The following is a 24,672-nucleotide window of genomic DNA, read 5'->3' on the forward strand; positions in this document are numbered from 1 at the left end:
AGATGATTCTCCTATTGGAAGATTAGTTGATGCCATCGATACGTTGGATGCCTATTTGTATTGTCACAGAGAATCCCGTTATGACACGAATCCTTTCTTTCATGCCAAATATAAGGAGCTTGAACAAGTGCTGCGAAGCACAGAGCTTCCATCCATACACTGGCTGCTCGATGAATACGATAAACATGATGGCTTTTATGAATTTATCCAATACATTATGAATCTCGATACCGTAAAAAGATGGAACGGCAGCTATAATCTCGTTCCAGACAATGATGCGACACATTCTTTCCGAGTCGCTTCACTTGCTTTGTTTAATGGGCTTCTTGAAATCGAGCGCTTCGGCAATAAAAATATCGATCTCTATAAGCTGCTCGCCAAAGCTGCCCTTCATGATTTGCCTGAAGCTTTATCCGGCGATGTTGTATCGAATTTCAAGCACAATAATCCAGACATTAAACACGCTTTCGAGCAATACGAGAAAGAAACCGCTCAGTTCATGATTAATAAGCTTCCATCGTTTTTTCATGAAGATATGACCGAATTCATAGTACACAGCAAGTCAGCAGATGCAAATGGCGAGCTCGTTGATATTTCCGACAAGCTGGACGCCTTAATCAAAGCAAGCCTTGAGATGCGAAATAACCCTCATTACGCTGATACTTATTATAACCAGCTGGTGAAGGTTCAGCATCGCTATGAGAATGACTGTGTTGTTTTTTTCCTTGCCTATATTTTGCATGACTTAACCTATTCCAATTTGATTGGACAATAAGTGTTCCATACAAAATAGCCGCGAGATATATCTCGCGGCCCAGCTTTGGTTTATATTAGCTATGGACAGCAGCACTCCAGCCAAATGGATAAGCAGCCGATATTTCTAACGGCAGCTTGCCTTGCGGTTTGAGATCACCTAACAATACTCTCGCTGCAGCAGCAAGCGCGAGTGGACGACACTCATACACTGCCAAATAGGTTTTCACTTCCGGATAAAGCAATAAATCAAGCGGGTTCCGAACCGACACAGCTATCGTACGCTCCGGTGCCAATTTTACGACCTCGCGTGCAATATCGCGCTCTACCGGATGCTTCGAAGCGTCGTAAGTGACAACGACAATTTGTGAGAATGTTTCCAAATCAGCGAGTGGATGGTCGTCATCCATTTGACGCTCGACGATATTAGCTCCATACTCCCCAAGAAAGTGACCTAATGAGCCGTCGCCTGATAGCATTTCGTCAGCCACCGAAACAGGGACAATTTTGGGCCACAATACGAGCGTGCTTTTCTCGCGGCTTAATGGCAGCAATGGCCCATCGTCTTTTACTAATGTAACTGAAGCCTCGCTCCATTTAATTGCAACCGCTCGATTTACTTCCGTACCAATTTCCCATTCCACTTGTGACCACGGCAGCAAAGGCTCCTCAAGCACAAGCTTCTCCTTAAGTGTCATAATCCGATTTAGCGCCTCGTTAATACGAGCTTCTGCAAGCTCACCATTCTCAACAGCACGCACAACGGCTTCTAGGGCAGCCCATTGTTTATCAAATGTATGGCTGATCAGCACCATATCGGCTCCCGCTTGCAGCGCCTTAATAGCGCCCTGCTCTGGACCATAGGTTTTATCAATCGCATCCATCTCTAAACAATCTGTCACAACAATCCCGTCATAACCAAGCTCTTTGCGCAGTAACCCCGTGATGACAGGCTCTGACAAAGTCGATGGCACGCCGGATGGATCAAGCGCAGGCAAGCAAACATGCGCTGTCATAATGCAATCCGTGCCTGCTTCAATTGCAGCGCGGAATGGCTTCAACTCAATCGCATCTAATCGATCACGCCCATGCAGCAATATCGGCAGCGCATGATGGGAATCCACCGCCGTATCGCCATGCCCTGGAAAATGCTTAACTGTCGCAGCAACTCGTGCAGCTTGATAGCCTGCTACTGCGGCTGCTCCGAGTTCCGCAACAACATCAGAGCGGTCGCTATACGAACGTACATTAATAACGGGGTTATCCGGATTATTGTTAACATCAATACAAGGCGCATAATTCATCGTAACACCCAATTGACGAAGCTCTTCACCACATACAAATGCTGTCTCTCTAGCGCTCTCCTTATCGCCGGTTGCACCAAGTGCCATATTGCCCGGCATAAGCGTTACACCGTCAACTAGTCTTGCAACCATGCCGCCTTCTTGATCGATCGCTACGAATAGAGGCGGATTGCCAGCTTTTCTTGCGATGCTTTGAAGCTCGCCGCTAAGCTTGTGCACCTGCTTAGCATCTTTCACATTGCGGGAAAAATAGATCGTTCCGCCAATCCCGCTCGTTTCAATTAACTGCTTGATTTGCGCCGTTGGCTCAAAGCCATGAAAACCAAATACAAATAATTGTCCAACCTTCTTCTTCAAGCTCCAGTTATCCCACTCACGCGTTGTCGTCAATGCTTCCCCGTCCCTTCACTTATCAACCCTATTACGACGGCTCATTCAAAGCCTCGTTATGTTGTCCGCCCTCTTGCCGTCTCGTACGATAATCGGTAGGATTCTCACCTGTATATTTCATAAATACTTTTGTAAAATATCGCCGCTCCGCATAACCGACTTCCTTCGCGATTTGTGCAACGCTCTTGAGTGATTCCCCAAGCATTGCCTTCGCGCGCTCCATCCGCTGCCGCGTTACATATTCGATAAACGTTTCGCCAAAAGTCTGCTTGAACAATAAACTAAAATAAGAGGTGCTTAAACCGACATGAGTTGCCGTTTCTTCAACACTTAGATCGCGATAAAGATTGCGGTCCAAAAAGGCTTTCGCTTCAGCCATTGAACGTTCCGATTGCTTTTTCTTATCCATAGATTTCTCCGAGACCGTATTCGTAACTTGACGAATAACTGATAATAAATCCTTAATGCCAAAGCGGCGATCCAATCTCCGCCAAAGCATATCCTCTTGCTCGCGAGTAAATACGCCCATTTCTTTCATCTCGCGCATAAGATGCAGGACAAAGAAATGAAGCAGCGGCTTTACACGATTTAATGAAGGCTCATTCATTCTCTGCAACAGCAGCGTAATACTTTGAAGCTCGCTGTCTACGCTTATCGTATCCCCGCGTTTAACCGCTCCAATTAATTTCTCCGCAGTATCCCAAAACGCTTGATCTGCTTGCGATGATTTTTGCTGAGCGGATGGATAAATAGCGATAATGTCATGGACAGGCGTAAGCTGCATCCCTTGCTGTACTAGCTTATAGGCTTGGGATAAGTCAGCAACCGCTGCAAACTTATGATAAATACCTGCAAATAAATTCAGCTTTACATGGCTCTTAATCGCAGACAACAACATGTCTGCCCAGTTTTTAATGAAGGCAATATCAAATTCAGCCGTTTTCTCCGTTTCAATGAGTACACACCACTCACCATCTCGAATTTGAATGACCGCATGATGCAGCCCATTTTGCTGCAGCTTCTCCCGAAGTACATTACATACAGCAAAATTCCACAGCTTTCTTTCCTTATCGGACCAGTCACGCCAATCCTTCGTCTTCTCCGAGCTTACATCAAGATCAAGCACAATTAAGACGAACTGCTGCCGCTTGAGCTGCTGTTCATCTCCGGTCAAGAKCCAATTATCTGCAGTAACATCGGTATAATCCATAATAATATCGTACAAAATTTTCTCGCTAGCGAGATCGATCATCCGGCCGAGCTTCTGCTTCTCTTCCTGCTGCAGCTTCTGCTTACTGCGCTGAGTAGACATCACTCTAGCAATAACACCAGTCAATTCATCATAAGGTATCGGCTTTAACACATAATCGTTGACGCCAAATTGAATTGCTGTTCGCGTATAAGCGAAATCCTGATATCCCGACAGCATAATAATATCGCAAGTCATTGCTTTATCACGGATATGCCGAACAAGCTCCAAGCCGTCCATAACCGGCATGCGAATATCGCACAGCAATAAATCAAAATGTTGCTGCTCCATTAGCTCTAACGCTTCAACACCATTTTTAGCTGTACCGCCAACGGTAAGACCTAGCATTTCCCAGGGAATAACTTTTTCTAAATTTCTCGTAATATGTGCCTCATCGTCAACTAGGAGTACTTTGCCCGTCATAGCTGATCACCTCTGCTCTTCGGAATTACACAGCGAATAACGGTCCCGCTGCCCTCTTGACTACAAATCCACAAACCGAACGCAGGACCATAATGTATGCGCAAGCGATCTGCAACATTTCGTAATCCAAGTCCTCTTCTCTCACCCATTTGCGCAGCATCCGTCTGCTTGCTTTCAGAGTCTGACTCTGCTGACAGCTTAGTCAGCACTCTGGAGCTCATGCCTAATCCGTTGTCACGAACCATAATGACGATCTGATGAGGCTCAGCAGTTACGTCAATTGATATCCTGCCTTGTCCGTCTTCATAACCATCAAACCCATGCTGAATGCTATTTTCTACGAGCGGTTGAAGCGAAAGCTTTAGTATGGAGAAATCTAGTGCTTCTGCCGGGACATTCAATTCGTATGAGAAAAGCTCCTCGAAGCGGTATTTCTGTATTTCCAAATAACTGCGGACATGCTCAATTTCTTGACTGATCCTTATTTCTTCGGATTGATGCATGCTTGTGCGAAGCAAATTGCTTAATCTGCGCACCATCAACATAATTTTTGCGCCTTCATTTTGTGCTGCAAGAGCATTAATTGATTCGAGCGTATTAAATAGGAAATGCGGTTTAATCTGTGCCTGCATAAGCATCATTTCCGCATGCTGCTTACGTGCCTGCTCTCTGCGCACTTCACTTAGCAAATTGCCGATTCGCTCAACCATACTATTGAAGCTGTTGGCCAGTAGAAAGGTTTCATCCTTACCTTGAGCTGTTACTCGAATATCAAGCAACCCCTGCTCAACCAATCTCATTTTACGAACAACTTTAATGATCGTTTTCGCTACTCGGTTAACAAAAAAGACGTTGAACAATACCGCCGATAGCAAACCAAGGACCGTAATCATCCCAATCCACTGGACAAACCGAACATTTTCGTTAGTAAGTGAATCCCAAGGCTTTATGGACACGAGTATCCAACCATTGCGATCCAATTGATAGGAAGAAACAAGACTGTCTATACCTTCAAACTTTTCTCGCGAGCTGTTGTAGTTATTCGTGTGCTGAGGCAATGAATCGGTCTGTTCATTTATATTATGACCATCCATCTTTTTTTTGCTGTCCAGCATAATAAGGCCTGCTTTATTGACAATGAGGTATCTTGTTTCAGCTGCATTGGATTGCGGGTTTTGAAAGGTTTTGAGCATGCTCGATATTTCTTCCGTTTTGTACTGCGTAATCATTACGCCCAAATCATTAAATGACTCAATATCTTTAACGACACGAATTTGTGTAAATAGAGGCGGTTCAACACCTGTCAGCTCACGCTGCTCATAAGGTCCAATCCAAAGCGGACGTCCGCCAAGATTCATTACATCCTTATAAACAGAATGCTGCTTGAGCATATCGAAGGAAATAGGCTTGAACGTCGTCGGATCGTTGCGGTAAGAGCGGAACATTGTCCCATCCTTCGCATACAGCACAACAAAGCTGACAGCGGGGTGTTGGAACAAAATCCGTTTCATTTCTTTCTCTGCTTGGTTAATTTGAATGAGTGTGCCGGCATCATTGGAATTATACGAGCTGTATTTCAGTGTATCCTGCACTTCTGTGCTCGTTAAATTACCATCGGATAGCTGATCAAGCTCTCGAAAGAAATAATGAATATTGCCTCCTACAGCCCTGAGCGAAATTTCGGTTTGCTCGCTATACTTTTTCTCCAGCAGCGTCTCAGAGTTAATGAATGAGAATATGCCGAGGCCAATCATCGGAATGACGATCAGAAATATGAATGCAAGCATCAATTTCGGTCTCAAGTTCATCTAGGAGGCTCCTTCTTTCTTATCCCTTCACACTGCCTGCAGTCATACCTTCAATGATTTGACGCTGCAAAAACACATACACAACCAGGACCGGAATAATGCTTATGATTACCGCAGCAGACAGCGATGCAAAGTTTGTGCGATAGCCATCATTAAAGGTTGCCATACCCGTTGGAAGTGTTTTGAGTGATTCAGATGTTATAAATAGTTGGGACAAAATATATTCGTTCCAATTGYCAATGAAATTTAAAATAAAAACAGTAACTAGTGCCGGCATCGAAATCGGAATAATAATTCTGAAGAACAGACCGCTTGCGCCTAGCCCGTCCATAATGCCAGCTTCCTCAAGTTCATTTGGAATCGAAAGCATAAATGCATAAATAATAAACACGGTTATCGGCAAAGCATATGTGGTGTATACCAAAATTAATGACCAATGCGTATCATATAATGGCTGTCCAAACAAATGGATCTTTTGAATTAAACGGTACAACGGGATAAACAATGCACCCGCTGGGACGATTAGGCCAAGCAAAATGAAATTATAAACAGCTTTATTCATCTTCGTGTACTTCATCCGCGCAATCGCAAATGAGGTCATCGCTGCAAAAAGGAGCGTCAATACACAAGCTGCAACGGTTACAATTGTACTATTCAGCGCATATTTACCAATATTAGCCGTTTCCCAAGCAGCGATATAGTTATCGAAGTTAAAGCTAGTTGGCAAAGACCATGTATTTACAGTTATTTCACGGTTTGTTTTGAATGATGACATGAATAACCATAACAGAGGGAAGAGCACTACTGCAACATACCCCATTAAAAATGTATGCATCCACCATTGTGTGCCTCGGGAACGTTCCATTAGTACTGCACCTCCTCGCTTTTTGTGATGCGCTGTAAAATACCCGTAAGAATCAAAATAATAATGAACATCGCAACACCGATCGCGCTGCCATATCCAAGTTCAAGAGAGCGGAAGCCAACTTTAAGCATATAAGTCGCCATAACTTCTGTGGATTGGAAAGGACCGCCGTTCGTCATGATTTGTACGATATCAAGCACCTTCATCGTTCCCGAAACAGAAAGAAGCAGCATTACAAATAGGATTGGTCTTACAAGCGGCAATGTGATCATCCATGTTTCTTGCCAGCCGGTTACGCCATCCAGCTTAGAAGCTTCGATAATTTCTTTCGGAATGTTTAGAATTGCTGCCAAACAAAGTACTATGAAGAAGCCGATATTTTGCCATGCATTCGCGATAAGAATCGAGAGCATTGCAAGCTTGGGATCCGACAACCATTCGCGCGCCCAGCTTTCTGGTGCAACAAGACGAATTAATTGATTGATCATTCCTGAATCATAGTTGTACAAAACGCCGAACAATATGGCTACAGTAGCCGTCGATATAACAACCGGCACAAATACGGCCGATTTGTAAAAGTCACGCATCCGTCTAACTTTACTAATAATGATCGAAATCAAGAAGACGAGCGGAATGTTCACGATTAGGGAAAACGCCATGAAATAAAAGTTGTTTAAAAGTGCTTTTCTAAAAATTTCATCCTGCCACAATCTCGTAAAGTTATCAAATCCGATAAACACCTTCTCAGTAATGCCATCCCAACGAAAGAAACCGTAAAAAAAAGATACGATAACGGGATAAACAAAAAACAAAGCATATAAAGCAAGCGTCGGAATAATGAACGCCACGTAAGTAATCGGATTTTTGAGCGCTCTGTTCATAATGTCCTCCTTTTGTCCTAGCGTTAAAAGAGGGTGCCCTCCAGGAAGGAAGCACACCCTCTTGCATAGCAGGATCGAATGTAATGTGTTGCGATTACTTAGCTGCGTTCGCTTTATCTTGCGATGCTTGAATTTTTGCAGCTACTTTTTCTGGTGTGCTTACTTTACCGATAAGCTCTTGAATACCAACGTTAATGTCAGCGCCTACTGCTGGTTGAACGATTGCATCATAAGCTTTCCATGAGCTGGAAGCGTTAGCCATAACCGTCAAGATTTCAGTTGTAAGCGGGTCAACACCAGATAGATCGCTTAGTTTCAAAGAAGGAAGCAATTTGTCTTCTACCAAAGTACGTTTTTGAACCTCTTCGGAATAGAAGTTAGCGATAAATTTCTTAACTGCTGCAATTTGATCTTCAGTTAGCGTAGCAGAGAAACCAAAGCCGTTTGAGTATGATGCGTTGATTGATGTTTGGTCGCCAGCGCCGCCTTCGATTGAAGGGAATGCGAAGTAACCGATTTGACCTTTAAGGTCGCCTGCTTCGTCGCCTGAGAAGCGGTTAGCATCCCAAGTTCCTGTGAATACCATTGCTGCTTTACCGGAAAGCAATTGCGCACCTTGATCTGCGTATGCAAGACCTAAAGCACCTTTAGTGAAGAAATCTTTGTTAACAAGCTCAGCATAAGAAGCTAGACCTTTAACGAAGTTAGGATCAGTCCATTTTGCAGTACCAGCAACAACATCGCTGAATGCTTGGATGCCAACGTTACGCTCCATAACTGTGTTCCAAAGCATACCGTTTACCCAGCCGTCTTTAGCAGCCAAACCAAGTGGTGTGTAGCCAGCTGTTTTGATTTTTTCGGAGATTTCAACCAATTGCGTCCAAGTTGTAGGAATTTCCAAGCCTAGCTCAGAGAAAATTTTCTTGTTGTAGAAAATCGCTTCGCTATAGCCGCCGAAAGGAAGGCCATATACTTTGCCATCTACAGTGAACTCGTCCAAGCTTGCAAATTTGTCTGTAAGGCCAAGTTCTGCAATGATTGGTGTCAAGTCAAGCATGCGGTTAGCTTTTACGTAAAGGTTAAGGTCTGCTCCACCGAATACTTCAAAAATATCAGGAGGGTTGCCAGCAGCCATTTCAGCTTTCAGCTTTTGATCGCGGTTAACGATCTCGTCGATACCTTCAAGCTTGAAAGTAAGACCTTTATTTTCGTCTTGTGTTTTTGCAACAACATCTTCAAGAATTTTCAAACGAGTTTTGCTTGTTTCTTTAATTTGAGTGTGGCGAAGGGACAATGTTACGTTTTCATTGGGAAGACCTCCTCGTTTATGGTGTTGCTTGTTTGCCTCGCACATTTATTATAGTCCTGCAGAACCAATTCAAAGGAGGTCAAAAAAACGACGAGTTAGGGAGACAATTCTCTCATTTTTCAAAAGAGGGATAAAATCTTATAGCCCGTCGGGTTACTTTTCCCGACGGGCTATGTAAATTAATTTTACGTTTTAGTAACGCATATCCTTTGTTATCCCTCTAACAACCTCATAAAATCGCTGCCATTCTGGAATAGAACCTTGTATATGGTTATTTTCCACTATAATATTGTTTTCATTATGTGATGTTTTATCTTCACTATTCGTTTTTTGACCTTCAAGCTGCAATTTTTCTTGCTTTGCACGTAAACTGCCATCCGACAATTATATCCCTCATCCCTTTAGCCAGCCTTTGCGCAGTGCAAAAAGCTCCCTAAGATCCTCAGTAGACATTTCCGTAATCCACTGCTCCGATTGACCGACCACTTGATCGTTAAGCGACTGCTTTCGCTCAATCATCTCGTCAATTTTCTCTTCAAGCGTTCCGAGTGTAATAAACTTATGCACCTGAACCTTCTTCGTCTGGCCGATTCGGAATGCCCGGTCGGTCGCTTGGTTCTCAACGGCAGGATTCCACCACCGGTCGAAATGGAAAACATGGTTTGCAGCGGTCAGATTAAGACCCGTTCCCCCCGCTTTTAGTGAAAGGACAAATGCGCAGCACGGCTCCTCCGCATTTTGAAACTGCTCAATCATTTGATCCCGCTTGACCTTAGGCACGCCGCCATGCAAATAAGGAACCGGCAAACCTATTCGCTCCTCAAGCAGCTGCTTCAGTTGGTGCCCCATATCGATATATTGGGTAAAGATAAGGCAGCGTTCACCTTCGGCAGCTATTTCCTCGCACATTTCAAGCAGCCTTGCTACTTTATTCGAACGTTCTATTTCCCATAAAGCCGCGGTATGCTCATGATTAAGCAGGGAAGGATGATCACATAATTGTTTCAGCTTGGTTAAAGCTGCAAGAATGAGACCTCTGCGCTGCATTGGACCTAGTTTATCCAAATTCTCAAGGAGATCTGCGACTAAATTTTCATACATCGCGCCTTGTTCAGCTGTCAACGTCATATACAGCTTCGTTTCATTTTTATCCGGCAAAGACAGCTGAATCGAAGGGTCCTTCTTAATTCTTCGCAGCATGAATGGTTTTACCCAGCTTTGAAGGCCAGCAATAAGCTTCTCATCTCGTGTTTTCTCTATCGGTGTGACGATCTCCTTGCGGAACTCGGTCATATTGCCAAGATAACCCGGATTTATAAAATCATAGATCGACCAGAGCTCTGTCAATCGATTTTCCATCGGCGTTCCTGTCAGAGCCAGGCGATGATTCGAAGGCAGTCTCCTTATTGCTGTAGATTGTTTTGTATATACGTTTTTAATATTTTGCGCTTCATCGAGGCAAAGAGCATCCCAATCCACTAAACACAAATCATCTTCATCCAGCTGTGCCAAGGAGTAAGAAGTTATGACCAAATCTGCCCCTGAAACGGAATCGCGGAATGATTCGCCTTTCTCCCGTTTGTTGCCGTAATGCAGCATGACATTAAGCGAGGGAGCAAAACGCTCGAGCTCCTTCTCCCAGTTGCCTATTACTGAAGTTGGGCAAATAAGCAGCGAAGGCCCTCCCATTTGAAGCTTCTTCTCCTTAATATAGACAAGGTAAGCCATAAATTGAATCGTTTTTCCGAGTCCCATATCATCTGCAAGCACACCGCCAAGCCCGAATTTCCTAAGAAAAAGCAGCCACGATACGCCTTCATGCTGGTATGGTCGAAGCTCTCCCAAAAACGTAGCTGGAATTTCCGCCTGCGGTATTTCCTTAATTTGCTGCAGCTGCGTGAGCCATGCCGTTAAATGGTCATTCAGCTCAACTTCCGTGTCCATAGACGAATCAAGCTCACCGCTGTCATCGAGCGGGATGCCGCCTCTTAAATGCATTTCCAGCACATCACGGAAAGATAGTCCTTTGCGTTTACCCATCCGCTTCAGCCACTGTTTAATTTGCGTCACATCCTGTGGGTCCAAATGAACCCATTCGCCGCCGACATTGAAGAGACGACGGTTTTGCTCTGCCAACTGCAGAAATTCGGCTTCGGTCAAATTCACATCACCAAGAGCCAGCTTCCAATCAAATTGTACGATTTGATCAAGTCCAAACATGGGCTGGGCCGCTGAGCCTACTGAAGATTTCATCTTCGCCTTCAAACGAAGCTTGCGATTGCGAACCGCTTCCCACCAGCTAGGCAATAAGACCGGACAACCTGCCTCCAGCAGTTGAACGCTTGCATGCTCAAGAAACTTCCATGCTTCATTATCCGATAAGGTGTATCTTAGCTTGTCGTCGTTTTCCGCTTCTGTTAGATCAGGAAGAGCATTCATCCATTTCTGCTGCTCCTTAGCCAGTTTGCCATCTAGAAGCGGAAGCCATTCTTGCGGAATGATTTGTCCATCATCCGTATCCGCTTCCCAGCCGTCCTCACTGATATTCTGGCGAATAGGCAGCCACGGTCCGCCATCACGATTTTGCAGAGCGGGTCGAAGCCTCCAAATGGATGACTCCTGCGGCTCCACCAGCTGAAGCGCAATTCGGAATGGAAGGACATCCTTCCTAAGCCCAATGGCAATGAGCCAATCTTCCTCATCAACCGCTTTTCTCCTCAGCACCGCTTCTCCAGAAGCATTGCCTATTTCCCTCCAAGCCTGTGCCGCCTGTTCGTTTTCTTCAATCATTTGCTCAATTGCTCCGCTAATCCACTGTTCAATTCCTTTATCGCCGTTCTGATTAGCAGCTGCTACAATAGCATTCCATTGCTGGTTGCGCTCGGTATCCTGCTCAGGAATAGCCATTCTCCAGCTTCGCTTCTCTTCCGTCCAACGCTCCCAATCAGGCATATACCAACCGTTAAGAAGCGCAATTCTTATTAACTCTGCCATTTGCATCAAGACCGTCAATCGCTCCGTCCACTCTACTTGAAGCAGGCGAACATGCTGAGGCGAGGATAAATAATCAATGGCAAGGAGCGGCGGAACCTTCAGCATCTTACGCTCACCAACACTGACTTCCTCTACATCCGCTCCATACCAAGATGCCTTGTGCCATGCGAACAATAAGGATCGCAGCTTGCCATCCGCGGAATCCTTGCGATCGACAGCGCTTAACCAAATGGACGTACCCTCTTCTTCGCTCCAAAATCCGTCTATCGTCAACTTGCGCGCGCCAATGTAAGTTCTCATGTAACTATTTTCCCTTTCCACAGCTCTTCCTGAAATGCTCGCAATCGCTGATGCTTACTTACAAGTCCAGAAATATATTGATTCCATCTCACTTCATCTTTATCTGCTTTATATAACCGCTCCAGCTTCTTAAGCTGCTTAACCGCAATTCGGTAGCCTTGACGGTTCCGTGATTGGATGGACGATTCAACCGATTGATGATACATGGGCATTAGCGCGCGAGGCGCAAGCTTAGCAATTTCTCGAAGCGCATGAGCGCCGACATCCTCAGGGCTTGATCCAATCAGCATTTGCAAATCAGCCCATTCTTCATAACGCTTCTGACCCAGCCAATGGTCAGATAATTCTGAATAAGAATGGGGCAGCAATTGCTTCATATAATCGGTCCATATCGGCATCTCAGGCCGGTCAAGATCTGCTCTTCGGCATAATGTTACGAACGGTCCCACCGAACGGCCATTTTTCGATTTATTGATTCGCTCGAACAAGAAGCTCATCCACTGCTCTACAAGCTCCCATTTCCCTTCTTCCATCCGCTGTGCGGCGCAAGGATACATCACTTTCTGAGAGCGCTCAAAGCTTGTTAATGCAAAATGAGCAATTGCCTTCTCATCCTGCTTGTCAAAAAAATACATGATGCCAATCGCAGTATGCAAAAATGCCTTATTGACGTCTTCGACATTTTCATTCATCGACAGCTCAACCATCGACGCTAACTCCCGCTCAAACCAGCTGCGGCTCTCCGACAGTTTCTCGCACAAAACTAAATAGATATACTCCCAGTCAAAAAGCTGCTTTTCGGTACTCGATGCCCATACTTTCACCCGGGCAATTAAGGCATCTGCCCATGCTTCTTCCCGCAGCTCCATTGCTTCAGGAGTTAGCTCGGATACCAATGTATATAAATGCTCCACCCAAGGCTCAGCCATCCGGATGAACGACATTTCATGATAATATCTGCTGAACGAGTCCACTGTATTGATCGCTCGCTCTGCTTGCTCCAGCACAAAGATGATGGCTGTTGACCAATGCAAACGCTGCAACGGTTTTTCCCAATCCTTGGCCAGCCCCTTTAATGAGGACAACAATGGTTGAAGAGCATGGAGTGAGTGCCGGCATTTCCGCCATACGTCGCCATGTGTCGCTTCCATCCATTCCAGCCACTCCTCAGCTGACGCTTGTTCACCGGGTTCACGAGGCAAAACAGGGGCAGCTTCGGGCGGCGGTGCTGCAGCCTGTGTATTTTTGAGCAGCGCACTCGCGGAAGACAACCCCAGCAAGCGAAAATAGGATCGCTCCGCCAGTGTATGTCCCCCCTCCTGCTGACTGCAATATTGAAAATAAACAGCAGCCATATGCTTGCAAAATCCTGTATAGGGACAAGTACATGAGCTATAACGCAGCTGACCAGCATCAAGGATGACCGCATAAAGATCCGATCCTTGCACGACCCCATAAAGATGATCATGGCTTCCCTCATTCGCGCTGTTCACTTTACCTTCCATGTAATAATGCCAGCCCCGCTTCATAATCGTTGTCTCAACATGGACGTTCAGTTGTTGCTCAATTAGCGCGTGCAGCTTTTCATTGAGGTGCATCATAGACATTCACCCGCTTCCTTTCCGTTCACTTGCATTCTTTCTATTATACCAAGCCAGAAAGGCTGGTGCCATCATTTGACGTTAAAAGCTGGATTACAATTGCAAATGAAATAAGCAGCAGGATAAAAAAAGCCTTACCGACGAAGATCTTCGCTCGGCAAGGCATAAAACAATATTATAATGGCATCTTCACAGTAAATGTTAATTTCCCAGCCGGCTCTGCAGCCACATAAACATCACCTTTATATTGCTTCGCAATCGTTTTTACAATCGATAAACCTAAGCCTTGATGATCCTGCTGCTTAGTGGAATAACCCGCTTCAAATATAGGATTCGAAATGGCAAGCTCCGCATCGTCACAATTATTTGTTACCGTAAATTCCAGCATATCCGCCGTTTGTTTGCCGATAAGCGTAACATGGCGTCGATCCTCCGAGTATTTCAATACCTCATCAAAAGCATTATCGATCAAATTGCCAAGCATACGATTGACATCAAGCGTTCTAACGCCCATTTCCTGCATATTCAGTCCGGTAAAGGAGCAGCTGAATTGAATTTTGTTGCTTTCTGCTTGTGAAATTTTGGAACGAACCAAAGCTGCTATGGCCGGATTGCCAATATTGATAATATCGTTCATTAATCGAATATCACCGGTCAGCTCCTTCGTATAAGCAACGAGCTCATGCGATTTGTTAAGCTCTGCGAGAGAGTGAATGGTCTGGACATGATTCAAGAAATCATGCCTCTGCGCTCGAATAGACTGGAACATTTGATTAATCTCTTCGACATAGGTCTCCTGCGTGACGCGAACAACCTTGTCGCGAGAATGCCTGTAATATCTCATTGCAAATACAGCTATCAACAAACTGAAAAAGGTAACAATTAAAATGATAATGCCTAAATTCAGAAACTGAGAGTCCAGCTTATCCTGAATGACGTGATAATCAGAGGTCATCATTAGCACATAGCTATTCATAGGTTGACCGTCACGATCGGTAATATTAATACCATGCTCATTAACAAATACCGGAATATACATTTTGAATATCTCTTTGCCGCCGATATTCTCTCTTATGGTAACCGTCTTCTTGGAGAAGTAAGCTTTGCGGACTAAATTCGTATCCTGCTTTGATTTAATATTATACGTGCCGTAAAAGATCGGTTCCTGCACTTTATGGCCTTGAACCTCGCCTTGCGGATTAATCGTATTTTTCCCATCAGGAAATGTCTCCGGATTAATAAAAGCAATTTCAAGCAATGAATCGCTGCTTTGAATTGAATTTTCAATCATGCGGTGAACACCTGTCGCATTCTCATACTTTTGTTGTCGCTCATAATCTACATAAGGATCAATAATATAKTTTGTAGCTCCGTCGTAGTAGTAACCCCATTTGTTAAGCTTATCAACATTTGTTGCCGATACCTCATAAGGTCCGCTCCAGAAGTTCGGAAGGGATTGTCCAAGCCAATTAACCGATGCATTTTTGTTTTCGAATAGCTGGTTGAACACCTCGTACCATGGCTTCCATTCTTTTGTACTAATATTGGTTTGCTTAGCATTGGATGATTTGTATAAAACAATGTCATCAGGCAATTTTTTGAGAAGGGTAATGTGGCTTAGGTCCAGCTTATCGCGCAGCTCCATTAGCTGCTCCGTCGTTACTTTCTCAATATCGGGATCAAGCGCATATTGAATTGCAATCGAGGCGGCGCGAAGTTCACGTCCAATCTGGTTTTGAAACTGTTCCGAGCCTTCGCGGGATTGCTCGAGCGAAATCTCCAGCCGCTTGGCATGTGTCAGAAGCTCTTCATTAAAGGAATCTTCCAGCGTTTTTTTTGTGAGAAAATAATAAGCCGTATTATTTAATAAAACTAAAACGACGATAATACTAATCGCCACAAGCCAAATGTTGCGTTGCATCTCAAGCATCTTGCCCTTCTATTTATTATAGCTTCCATTATGGATCATCCTAAACTAAACGACAATATGACAATCACTAACAAATGATTACAAATACATGAATATCAACCAAAGCGCTAGTATTTCGTTCTAGGTTAAACCGTCCATTTTTTGAAAAACAATCGAACGGCCCACTTGCGCTCCTGCCGCTTCTTATAACGAGGAAGCATACGATAAATTCGAAGTCCTTCTTCAATAGCTTTTTTGGCTTCAGCCGTATTGCCTAATTTCTTATATATCGTAGTAAGTTGATCATATGCCTCGCAGGATGAGGAGTTTATCGATTGAAAGGATTGGATATGCTTAAGCGCTTGCTCCGTTTGGCCATTCGAGAAATGAGCCGCTAGATTCAAGTATGGTGCACCGTATTTGACGCGTGGATTAAGCTCCAGCCCCCGAAGTATGCTTGCTACCCCATTTTCCTCATCACCAGTATATAAATAACAAGTCCCTAAGTCATCCCAAAATTCAGCTGATTCATCAAGCATAGGCTGCAGCGGGACAAGCCATGTCAAAGCCTCTTTATACTTCTTTCTCTCAATTAAAAGACGAGCCAACTCATGCTTGGAGGACACATCATTTGGCGACCGATCAATTTGCTGTTTCAGTTTTTTTATTCTTGATATTCTTTTTAGTGGTTTAAATATGCTTGGCATTAACCCGACAAAACGACGATCAAGCACATACAGCAGGAGAAGCATGACAAGAATGGCTATAAACGGGTTGCCAAACAACCAAAATAAAAATATTAAAAGACTAAATTTTAACATATGGTCCTCCTGCACGCTTTGTAATTAACATTCAATTCGTAAGCAAATCCATCATTTATTGTACAAATATGGTTCTATCATACCATAATCTTCACATTTTTCGAGCAAAAATAGCATTTCATTACTATATCTAATGTATGAATAATAAAAACTTGTATGACTTAAACTATACGCTAGAAATATCAATTGCATTAAATTGGAGGATGAAAACATCATGGCGACGAATGAGACACCCGATTCGACATTAACTGATCGGCAAGGTCACCCTATCTCAGACAATCAAAATATTCGTACTGTTGGCAATCGTGGTCCGTCGACACTGGAGAACTATCATTTCATCGAGAAAATATCTCATTTTGACAGAGAGCGTATTCCAGAACGTGTAGTGCATGGCCGCGGCGCAGGTGCGCACGGTTATTTCGAGGCTTACGGCAAGCTTGGCGAAGAGCCCATTGCAAAATATACGAGAGCCAAGCTATTTCAAGAGCCGGGCAAGCGTACGCCCGTATTCGTTCGTTTTTCCAGCGTTATTCACGGAGGCCATTCACCAGAAACGCTGCGCGATCCGCGCGGGTTCGCTACAAAGTTTTATACTGAAGATGGCAACTGGGATCTTGTCGGCAACAATCTGAAAATATTTTTCATACGGGATGCGATGAAATTTCCTGATATGGTTCATGCATTCAAGCCCGACCCAGTCACCAATGTACAAAGTATGGAACGTTTTTTTGATTTTGTATCTCAATCGCCGGAAGCTACCCATATGATTACCTTTTTGTTCTCGCCTTGGGGAATACCCGCAAACTATAGGCAAATGCAGGGCTCCGGCGTCAATACATACAAATGGATTAATGCCGCAGGCGAAGGCGTACTCGTCAAATACCATTGGGAGCCGCTTCAAGGCATTCGCAATCTAAAACAAAGTGAAGCAGAGCAAATCCAAGGGAAAAATTTTAATCACGGAACCCAAGATTTGTATGAAGCCATCGAACGTGGTGAATTTCCAGCTTGGGAATTACAAGTGCAGTGGATGAGCGATGACGAGCATGAAGAGTTTGATTTTGACCCGCTGGACGACACAAAGCTTTGGGACCCTGAATTGTTCCCGATGCTGCCCGTTGGGAAGATGGTCTTAAACAAAAACCCGGAAAACTACTTTGCAGAAGTCGAGCAAGCGGCCTTTGGCACAGGCGTACTCGTTGATGGTCTAGACTTCTCTGACGATAAGATGCTGCAGGGCCGGACGTTTTCCTATTCTGATACTCAGCGCCACCGCGTCGGCTCCAACTACCTTCAATTGCCGATCAACGCACCGAAGAAACGTGTCGCTACCAATCAGCGTGACGGACAAATGGCTTTCTATATTGACATTGCTCCCGGCCAAAATCCGCATGTCAATTATGAGCCGTCTACAATGGGCGGATTAACGGAAGCCCCAAAGCCGGGTGAGCCTCATGAGCCCTCCTATTCCGCAAAACTTGTAAAACAGCCTATCGATCGCCAAAACAATTTCAAACAAGCTGGGGAGACCTATCGCAAATTCGAGGACTGGGAGAAGGATGAGCTCATCGAAAATTTGGTAGATGCACTTAGCACATGCAGCACCGTTATTCGTGATCAAATGATTCAACATTTTACAGAAGCGGATCCCGAATATGGCAAACGTGTGAAGGAAGGACTACAGACAACCGATAAGCTCGGCAACAGCTCAAAACACGTTGGAACAACGCCTGCAAACGAAGGGATGGAGCTTTCTGAGGAGCTCGGTCATTCCACTGACGGTTATTGAAAATGATGAAAGTGATATTTTTCAAGTGAATATCCTCTTGACGAAAGCGTTTTACATTCTTATGATGTTAATATTCAAATGAATGGTGTTAAACATCATTTTATCGATTAAAACGATCAATCACATGAAATTGGCGTGTTACTCACTAAAAGAGGCATGAGCCAAGAACAGATTACCTTCTAATTTCTTTTTAGAACGGTTTTCTTTTCTTGGCTCTTTTTTTTGCCAGATGGGCACCTTAATGACAAAGGAGGGATTTCAAGTATGGCTCGCGCCTTTCGGGTTGAACGCGCAATCGGCAACAATGTGTTATTAACAATTGATGTGCAAACGGAGAAAGAATACGTCATTTTTGGCAAAGGATTAGGGTTCAGTCTTAAAGCCGGACAAACCATTGATCGAACCGATAACCGCATAGAAAAACGATTTCGTTTGGACGATTCCGAACAAATGAAGAAATATCACACGTATCTTGAAGAAATCGATCCAATCATCATTGATATGACAGAGCGAATAGCCGATTACATCAAGCAGAAAACGGGTGTCGAAGTAAACCCGAAACTATATTTCACACTGCCGAGCCACATCCAATTTGCTGTTTATCGGCTTCACAATGGCATGGATATTGTAAATCCCTTTCTAAACGAGACGAAGCAGAGCTTTCCTTTAGAGTTCGAAATTGCCGCCAAATTGGCTGAGTGGATTAGTGAGCAATTCCACGTCGGCATCCCGGAAGAAGAAATAGGGTTTTTATCGTTTCATGTTTATTCTGGAATTCACAATGTACCGGTAGGGCAACTTATTAAACAAGCAGACCAACACTAGGAGGATATTATTATGCTATCTAAACTTTTTGGAAAATCAAAACAAAAAACAATTGAAGTATCAGCACCCTTGTCAGGAAAGGTCGTACCGTTAACCGCTGTTCCTGATGAAGCTTTCGCAGGCAAACATATGGGTGACGGACTTGCGATTGAGCCGTCTGAAGGGACAATCGTCGCACCTTTCGAAGGTACTGTATCTCATCTTATTCATACCAATCATGCCATTATTATTGAGCATGCATCAGGCCTGCAGCTTCTCATTCACATCGGCATCAATACTGTAGCACTAAATGGCGATGGTTTTGAGGCTCATGTAGCTTCAGGTGACACCTTTCAAGCCGGTGATGCACTTATAACATTTGATCGCGCCAAAATCGAAGCTGCAGGTTATCCATCCATCACACCTATCGTTGTCGCAAACGAGGATGATGTGAAGCAGTTGGAGCATTTGCTCACCAGCGGTTCTGTCACAGCTGGCAAAGAGCTTCTGCTCAAGGCAACTATGAACGGCTAAAGAAGCACCCCTACACTTGGATTAGAAAAGAGGACGAATAACTATGCTGGCCTTCCTACAAAAAATAGGTAAAGCATTAATGCTTCCAGTCGCCGCTCTTCCAGCGGCTTCCATCTTGCTTCGTTTTGGTAATATTGACTATGTGAAAGACTTTCACATGGGCAGCGCAGGAGAGTTTATTAATCAATACATCGCACCGTTTCTTGCTGCTGGCGGCGCCGCAATTTTCGATAACTTACCGCTCATATTTGCCGTCGGTGTTGCCATCGGACTTGCTGGTGATGCAGTTGCCGCACTGGCTGCCGTTATTGCGTACCAAGTTCTTGTAACCGTTCAAATTAAAGTGCCGCTCGTCTTTACCAACATTGTTGGAAAAGATGTTGAACTCAACATGGGCGTCCTTGGCGGTATTATTGCTGGTTTGATCTCAGCGTACTTATATAAAAGATTTCATACGATCAAGCTGCCCGATTGGCTTGGCTTCTTCAGCGGCAAACGATTTGTCCCTATCATAACCTCGCTCGTTATGGTTATCGTTGCTCTCTTGCTCGGTCTTGTCTGGGGTCCTGTTCAAATGGCGCTGGATACTTTTGGCCGCTGGGTCGTTGGTTTTGGCGGAATCGGCTCCTTTGTTTTTCTTACAGCCAACCGACTGCTTATTCCTACCGGCTTGCATCATGTTATTAATTCCATCGCTTGGTTCCAAATCGGTGACTATACAGATGCAACAGGCAAAGTAGTGCACGGTGACTTGTATCGCTTTTTCGCTGGAGACAAAACAGCGGGCATGTTTATGACTGGCTTCTTCCCGATTATGATGTTTGCACTGCCAGCAGGCGCGCTTGCGATTATCCACACAGCTCGCAAGGAGAAGCGCAAACTCGTTGCTTCCATATTTATTGGTACGGCATTCGCTTCATTCCTGACAGGGATCACAGAACCGCTTGAATTTGCTTTTATGTTCGCAGCGCCGTTTCTATTTGTCATTCATGCCATCTTAACGGGGTTATCCGGCTTCATCCTTTATCAGCTGGAGGTTAGGCATGGGTTTGGCTTCTCAGCTGGTTTTATCGATTATGCGATCAATTATCAGCTCGCGACGAATCCGCTGCTCATTATTCCAGTAGGCCTTGCCTTTGCCGTCGTGTATTATTTCTTATTTCGCTTTATCATCGTCAAATTCAATATTAAGACGCCAGGTCGCGAAGATGAGACGGCCGAGGACAACGCCGATAACAAAGAAAAGACTGCAGCCGAATCTGGCAGTAAAGCTGAAAATGTGCTGCATGCGCTCGGCGGATCTTCAAATATCGTCGGTCTAGATGCTTGTATTACACGTCTTCGCTTAGTCGTGAAGGATGAATCGATTGTCAATGATACACAGCTCAAGGGCATGGGCGCAGCAGGCATTATCCGTTTAGGCAAAGGCGCCGTGCAAGTTATATTCGGCACGCAGTCCGAGCAGTTGAAAGACGAAATCAAAAAAATAATGTAGCAACAACCATAATAGGAGTGAAAAACGATGAAAAACAGCTTTGTTATACAAAATCCATTTGGCATACATGCAAGACCAGCACGTAAAATCGTTGAAGCCGCAAAGGCATTCACAGGAACAGTTACACTAGAGAAGGATGGCAAAAGCTTCAATGCCAAAAGCCTCGTTCATGTCATTTCTGTTGGGGCAAAACTTGGAGACAGCATTGCCGTTTCTGCTGAGGGTGAGCATGCTGAGGCTGTTGTAGCTGCTATTGGAGAGATTCTTGTCTCTATTGAGGCGCATGCAGAAAAGGGGCAATAAGAGATGATGCTTCAAGGAATTGCCGCATCTCCTGGATATGCGATTGGCGTAGCTAAAGTATTGTCTACAAAACCTCTCCAGATCGAGAAGGTTCACATAGAAGACAATCAATTGGACGATGAAATTAAACGTTTTGAAGCTGCAATTGCTTCAACACATATAGAGCTTGAAGCCATCCATGCCAAGCTGATTGCTCAGAGCAAAGAGCATGAGGCAGAAATATTTGAAGCGCATCTGATGCTGCTCGAGGATGAAGAGCTCATCGACCGCTCGAAAGAGATCGTCAGATCCGAACGGATTAATGTTGAATTTGCCTTTTTGAGCACCTCTGAAGAGATTGCTGAAATGATTGGCGGGCTGGATGATCCCTACTTGAAGGAAAGAGCAGCCGATATTCGTGACGTAAGTCGGCGCGTATTGAACAAGCTGCAAGGCATTTCATCAACATCCTTGAATGATGAATCAGGTTCTATCATTTTGTTTGCAGAAGATTTAACACCTTCGGATACGGCTCAGCTCGATCCAAGCAAAGTGATTGGCTTCGCAACGCAAGCAGGCGGACGTACTTCCCACTCTGCCATTATTGCAAGGTCTATCGGCATTCCTGCCATTGTCGGAATCGGCAGCTCCATGGAGCTGGCAGTGAAAAACGGCCAAACCGTCATCATTGACGGGACAGATGGGCATATTTACGTGGACCCGGATAATGAAACATTAACTCGCTATTCACAATTGCAGAAGCAGCAGCTTGAGAGCAAGCAATTTTATCAAACCTTTATGAATCAGCCTTCCGTAAGCAGCGATGGCGTACAGGTTGAACTTGTAGCAAATATCGGCTTAGTTAAGGATGCAGAGCTTGCCGCTGCGGCAGGAGCTGAAGGCATCGGACTCTTTCGTACCGAGTTTCTATATATGGACGCAGCTGGGCTGCCCTCCGAGGATACACAGTTTGAAGCTTATCGCAAAGCAGCAGAAGCGTTTGGAAACGATGCKCCTATCGTCATTCGAACGATAGATATTGGCGGAGACAAGGAAATTGCATACCTCAACCTGCCTAAGGAAGACAACCCTTTCCTTGGTTATCGTGCCATTCGTATCTGCTTGGATCGACCGGATATGTTCAAGACACAACTTCGGGCGATTTTGCGGGCCAGCGCATACGGCAACTTAAAAATTATGTTCCCTATGATTGCTACACTGGGTGAATGGCGCCAAGCTAAAGCTATGCTGGAAGAAACAAAGCAGGAACTGACCGAAGCAGGCATTCCCTTTAACTCTGGGATCGAAGCCGGCATCATGATCGAAATTCCAGCAGCGGCTCTGCTAGCGGATTTATTCGCCAAGGAAGTTGATTTCTTCAGTATCGGAACAAACGATTTAGTTCAGTACACATTTGCTGCAGATCGTATGAATCCTAAGCTTTCCTATCTAAACGATCCGCTTCATCCAGCTATTTTACAGCTCATTAATCGTGTTATTACAGCCGCTCATGCTCATGGCAAATGGGTGGGGATGTGCGGTGAAATGGCGGGCTCGAAGCTTGCACTGCCGATCCTGCTCGGTCTAGGTTTAGATGAGTTTAGTATGAGCGCAAGTGCAATACTTCCTGCTCGCGCTTTGCTAGCAAATCTATCTCAGCAGGAAATGAAGATGATAGCGCAGGCCGTTCTGGCACTAAGCTCAGCTGAAGAGGTTAAAGCCTATGTGGAGCAGCATGTTTCTGGATTAAAATAAAATTTCTGCAAAAGAGGCTGTACTGCATCAGAATGCGGTACAGCCTCTATTTATTTAGATTCGGATTTGAATACGAACCTTGCCTTCTTCATATTGAAATTTAAGCTCACCCTTATATTTCTCCACCGTTCTCCTTACTATAGAGAGACCGTTTCCTCGTAAAACAGAACCTTTTGCTTTCGTAGTGAAACCATATTGGAAGAAGCTCTTCTGCTCCTCATCCGTAAGCACGGCTGGATTCTCGATTATAAATATATACTTTCCATGTTCCACTTTACATTGCACTTGAATCTCCTGCGTTATATACCCAGCATTTGATTCCACCGCTTCAATCGCATTATCCAACAAATTAGAAAATAATTTGACTAAGTCCATCGACTCTATTTTATCGAATGCATCATAATCTGTAGCGAAGCTGATGATTATATTTTTCGAATGCGCCAGCTCCCTCTTGCTCTGGAACAGCACCATTAAAATCGGATTTTTAATATGCAGCGATAGGTTTAGCGTTTTGGATTCCTCGGTTAGCTGTTTTAAATAATCATGTGCCTTATCATACCTTCGGATGTCCATTAATCCATTCAACACCTGGAGATGATTCATGAGATCATGACGACTTGATTTGATGGTCTCTACAATTTTGCCCAACTCGGAAATGTATACCTTCTCAGATTCACGCATGTCCTGATGAAGCCTGGCTTTGTACCATTTGTTAAGCACATATACACCAGCGAGCAGCAATAAAGCAAACAGGACATCCACTCCGAAAATAAACATATTATTTTGGACAACATACTTGCCCACATGGCCTAAATCCTTCGCAGCGATATCGATCCCCACAACACCAAGCACCGTACCATCCTCATCAAAGAAAGGAACCCCGACGGACATATAGGATTCGCTTATCCTATCATGTAACACTCCTGTGGAATATTTCAACCCTTTTTTAGCCATCTCCACTTGATTAGAAGGAACGGTACAAGGAAAACCAATCGGTATATCTTTTATATGAGGCGGAAATGCGTTAACCATTACTTTGGAAACATCGGTATCATCTAAAAGCAGAATATAAATATAGAGCGCATTTATACGTTTCCGATACTCCTCCAAATACAGCTTTATTTTTTTACGATTCTCATCATCCGTTTTCGTTAGTAGAAATTGCTTATAAGCAACTTTATCTATACCATTTGCTGCATCCGTAGCGATTTCCGTATACTGCTTCGCCAGTGTGATCTCCGCTGACTTCGTTGTATTGTGATAGGTGGAGATGAGTTTAAGTCCAACAAGCATACTTATGATTGCAATGGATAAAACGATAAAATAAATCATTCTTTTTTTTGTATACACTAGGTCTGGTTTCATTAGCTTAATCCTTTTCAGTACATCAATAATTGATAATAATC

19 protein-coding genes are annotated in these 24,672 nt (G+C 44.3%); 7 read left to right on the forward strand and 12 right to left on the reverse strand.

Going from position 1 to position 24,672, the window contains the following annotated elements; all coding sequences use genetic code 11:
* Positions 1 to 775 (forward strand): YfbR-like 5'-deoxynucleotidase (locus AB4Z17_RS11570; protein WP_441959843.1); only part of this gene is annotated, 775 nt, incomplete at its 5' end.
* 55 nt (positions 776 to 830) lie between these two features.
* Here the strand turns inward: AB4Z17_RS11570 and AB4Z17_RS11575 are convergent.
* From AB4Z17_RS11575 to AB4Z17_RS11625, 11 genes are all read right to left on the reverse strand, one after another.
* Entirely contained in the window at positions 831 to 2,447 is a 1,617-nt protein-coding gene (locus tag AB4Z17_RS11575; protein WP_441959845.1) for a glycoside hydrolase family 3 protein, read from the reverse strand.
* Positions 2,448 to 2,478: 31 nt separating this feature from the next.
* A complete protein-coding gene (locus tag AB4Z17_RS11580; protein ID WP_441959847.1) occupies positions 2,479 to 4,119 on the reverse strand; it encodes a response regulator transcription factor in 1,641 nt (546 codons plus the stop codon).
* Positions 4,116 to 5,927, reverse strand: a complete 1,812-nt coding sequence (locus AB4Z17_RS11585; RefSeq protein ID WP_441959849.1) for a cache domain-containing sensor histidine kinase — start codon at positions 5,925 to 5,927, stop codon at positions 4,116 to 4,118. The genes AB4Z17_RS11580 and AB4Z17_RS11585 overlap by 4 nt, the downstream gene beginning before the upstream one ends.
* A gap of 19 nt (positions 5,928 to 5,946) precedes the next feature.
* The gene (locus AB4Z17_RS11590) at positions 5,947 to 6,792 is read right to left on the reverse strand and encodes a carbohydrate ABC transporter permease (RefSeq protein ID WP_441959851.1); all 846 of its coding nucleotides are present in this window, start codon (positions 6,790 to 6,792) and stop codon (positions 5,947 to 5,949) included.
* Positions 6,792 to 7,673: a carbohydrate ABC transporter permease gene (locus AB4Z17_RS11595; RefSeq protein ID WP_076270206.1), complete on the reverse strand. Its 882-nt coding sequence runs from the start codon at positions 7,671 to 7,673 to the stop codon at positions 6,792 to 6,794. The genes AB4Z17_RS11590 and AB4Z17_RS11595 overlap by 1 nt, the downstream gene beginning before the upstream one ends.
* Before the next feature lie 94 nt (positions 7,674 to 7,767).
* Positions 7,768 to 8,967: an extracellular solute-binding protein gene (locus AB4Z17_RS11600; protein ID WP_441959853.1), complete on the reverse strand. Its 1,200-nt coding sequence runs from the start codon at positions 8,965 to 8,967 to the stop codon at positions 7,768 to 7,770.
* 207 nt (positions 8,968 to 9,174) lie between these two features.
* Entirely contained in the window at positions 9,175 to 9,366 is a 192-nt protein-coding gene (locus AB4Z17_RS11605) for a hypothetical protein (protein ID WP_441909232.1), read from the reverse strand.
* A 9-nt stretch (positions 9,367 to 9,375) separates the two neighbouring features.
* The gene (locus tag AB4Z17_RS11610; RefSeq protein WP_441959854.1) at positions 9,376 to 12,276 is read right to left on the reverse strand and encodes a DEAD/DEAH box helicase; all 2,901 of its coding nucleotides are present in this window, start codon (positions 12,274 to 12,276) and stop codon (positions 9,376 to 9,378) included.
* A complete protein-coding gene (locus AB4Z17_RS11615) occupies positions 12,273 to 13,883 on the reverse strand; it encodes an SWIM zinc finger family protein (protein WP_441959856.1) in 1,611 nt (536 codons plus the stop codon). The genes AB4Z17_RS11610 and AB4Z17_RS11615 overlap by 4 nt, the downstream gene beginning before the upstream one ends.
* Positions 13,884 to 14,052: 169 nt before the next feature.
* Positions 14,053 to 15,798 carry a sensor histidine kinase gene (locus AB4Z17_RS11620; protein ID WP_441959858.1) on the reverse strand — a complete coding sequence of 582 codons (1,746 nt, stop codon included), beginning with the start codon at positions 15,796 to 15,798 and terminating at the stop codon, positions 14,053 to 14,055.
* 134 nt (positions 15,799 to 15,932) lie between these two features.
* The gene (locus AB4Z17_RS11625) at positions 15,933 to 16,607 is read right to left on the reverse strand and encodes a tetratricopeptide repeat protein (protein WP_441959859.1); all 675 of its coding nucleotides are present in this window, start codon (positions 16,605 to 16,607) and stop codon (positions 15,933 to 15,935) included.
* Positions 16,608 to 16,821: 214 nt separating this feature from the next.
* Here AB4Z17_RS11625 and AB4Z17_RS11630 point away from each other — a divergent pair, with 214 nt between their 5' ends.
* The 6 genes from AB4Z17_RS11630 (at position 16,822) to ptsP (ending at position 23,266) form a co-directional block, all read left to right on the forward strand.
* Positions 16,822 to 18,396 carry a catalase gene (locus AB4Z17_RS11630; protein WP_441959860.1) on the forward strand — a complete coding sequence of 525 codons (1,575 nt, stop codon included), beginning with the start codon at positions 16,822 to 16,824 and terminating at the stop codon, positions 18,394 to 18,396.
* Positions 18,397 to 18,660: 264 nt separating this feature from the next.
* Complete coding sequence (locus AB4Z17_RS11635; RefSeq protein ID WP_441959861.1) at positions 18,661 to 19,221, forward strand: PRD domain-containing protein; 561 nt, start codon at positions 18,661 to 18,663, stop codon at positions 19,219 to 19,221.
* Positions 19,222 to 19,233: 12 nt separating this feature from the next.
* Positions 19,234 to 19,734 carry a PTS sugar transporter subunit IIA gene (locus tag AB4Z17_RS11640; RefSeq protein ID WP_441909224.1) on the forward strand — a complete coding sequence of 167 codons (501 nt, stop codon included), beginning with the start codon at positions 19,234 to 19,236 and terminating at the stop codon, positions 19,732 to 19,734.
* 43 nt (positions 19,735 to 19,777) lie between these two features.
* Complete coding sequence (gene nagE, locus AB4Z17_RS11645; protein ID WP_441959862.1) at positions 19,778 to 21,229, forward strand: N-acetylglucosamine-specific PTS transporter subunit IIBC; 1,452 nt, start codon at positions 19,778 to 19,780, stop codon at positions 21,227 to 21,229.
* Positions 21,230 to 21,256: 27 nt separating this feature from the next.
* Positions 21,257 to 21,532, forward strand: a complete 276-nt coding sequence (locus AB4Z17_RS11650) for an HPr family phosphocarrier protein (RefSeq protein WP_076270216.1) — start codon at positions 21,257 to 21,259, stop codon at positions 21,530 to 21,532.
* 3 nt (positions 21,533 to 21,535) lie between these two features.
* Positions 21,536 to 23,266 carry a phosphoenolpyruvate--protein phosphotransferase gene (gene ptsP / locus AB4Z17_RS11655; RefSeq protein ID WP_441959863.1) on the forward strand — a complete coding sequence of 577 codons (1,731 nt, stop codon included), beginning with the start codon at positions 21,536 to 21,538 and terminating at the stop codon, positions 23,264 to 23,266.
* A gap of 54 nt (positions 23,267 to 23,320) precedes the next feature.
* Here the strand turns inward: ptsP and AB4Z17_RS11660 are convergent, their stop codons facing one another.
* On the reverse strand, positions 23,321 to 24,631 hold the full coding sequence (locus AB4Z17_RS11660) for a GHKL domain-containing protein (RefSeq protein ID WP_441909222.1): 1,311 nt from the start codon (positions 24,629 to 24,631) through the stop codon (positions 23,321 to 23,323).
* Positions 24,632 to 24,672 lie beyond the last annotated feature (41 nt).

Origin of the sequence: Paenibacillus sp. TAF43_2, assembly GCF_052113545.1 — a bacterium.
Lineage (GTDB): Bacteria > Bacillota > Bacilli > Paenibacillales > Paenibacillaceae > Pristimantibacillus.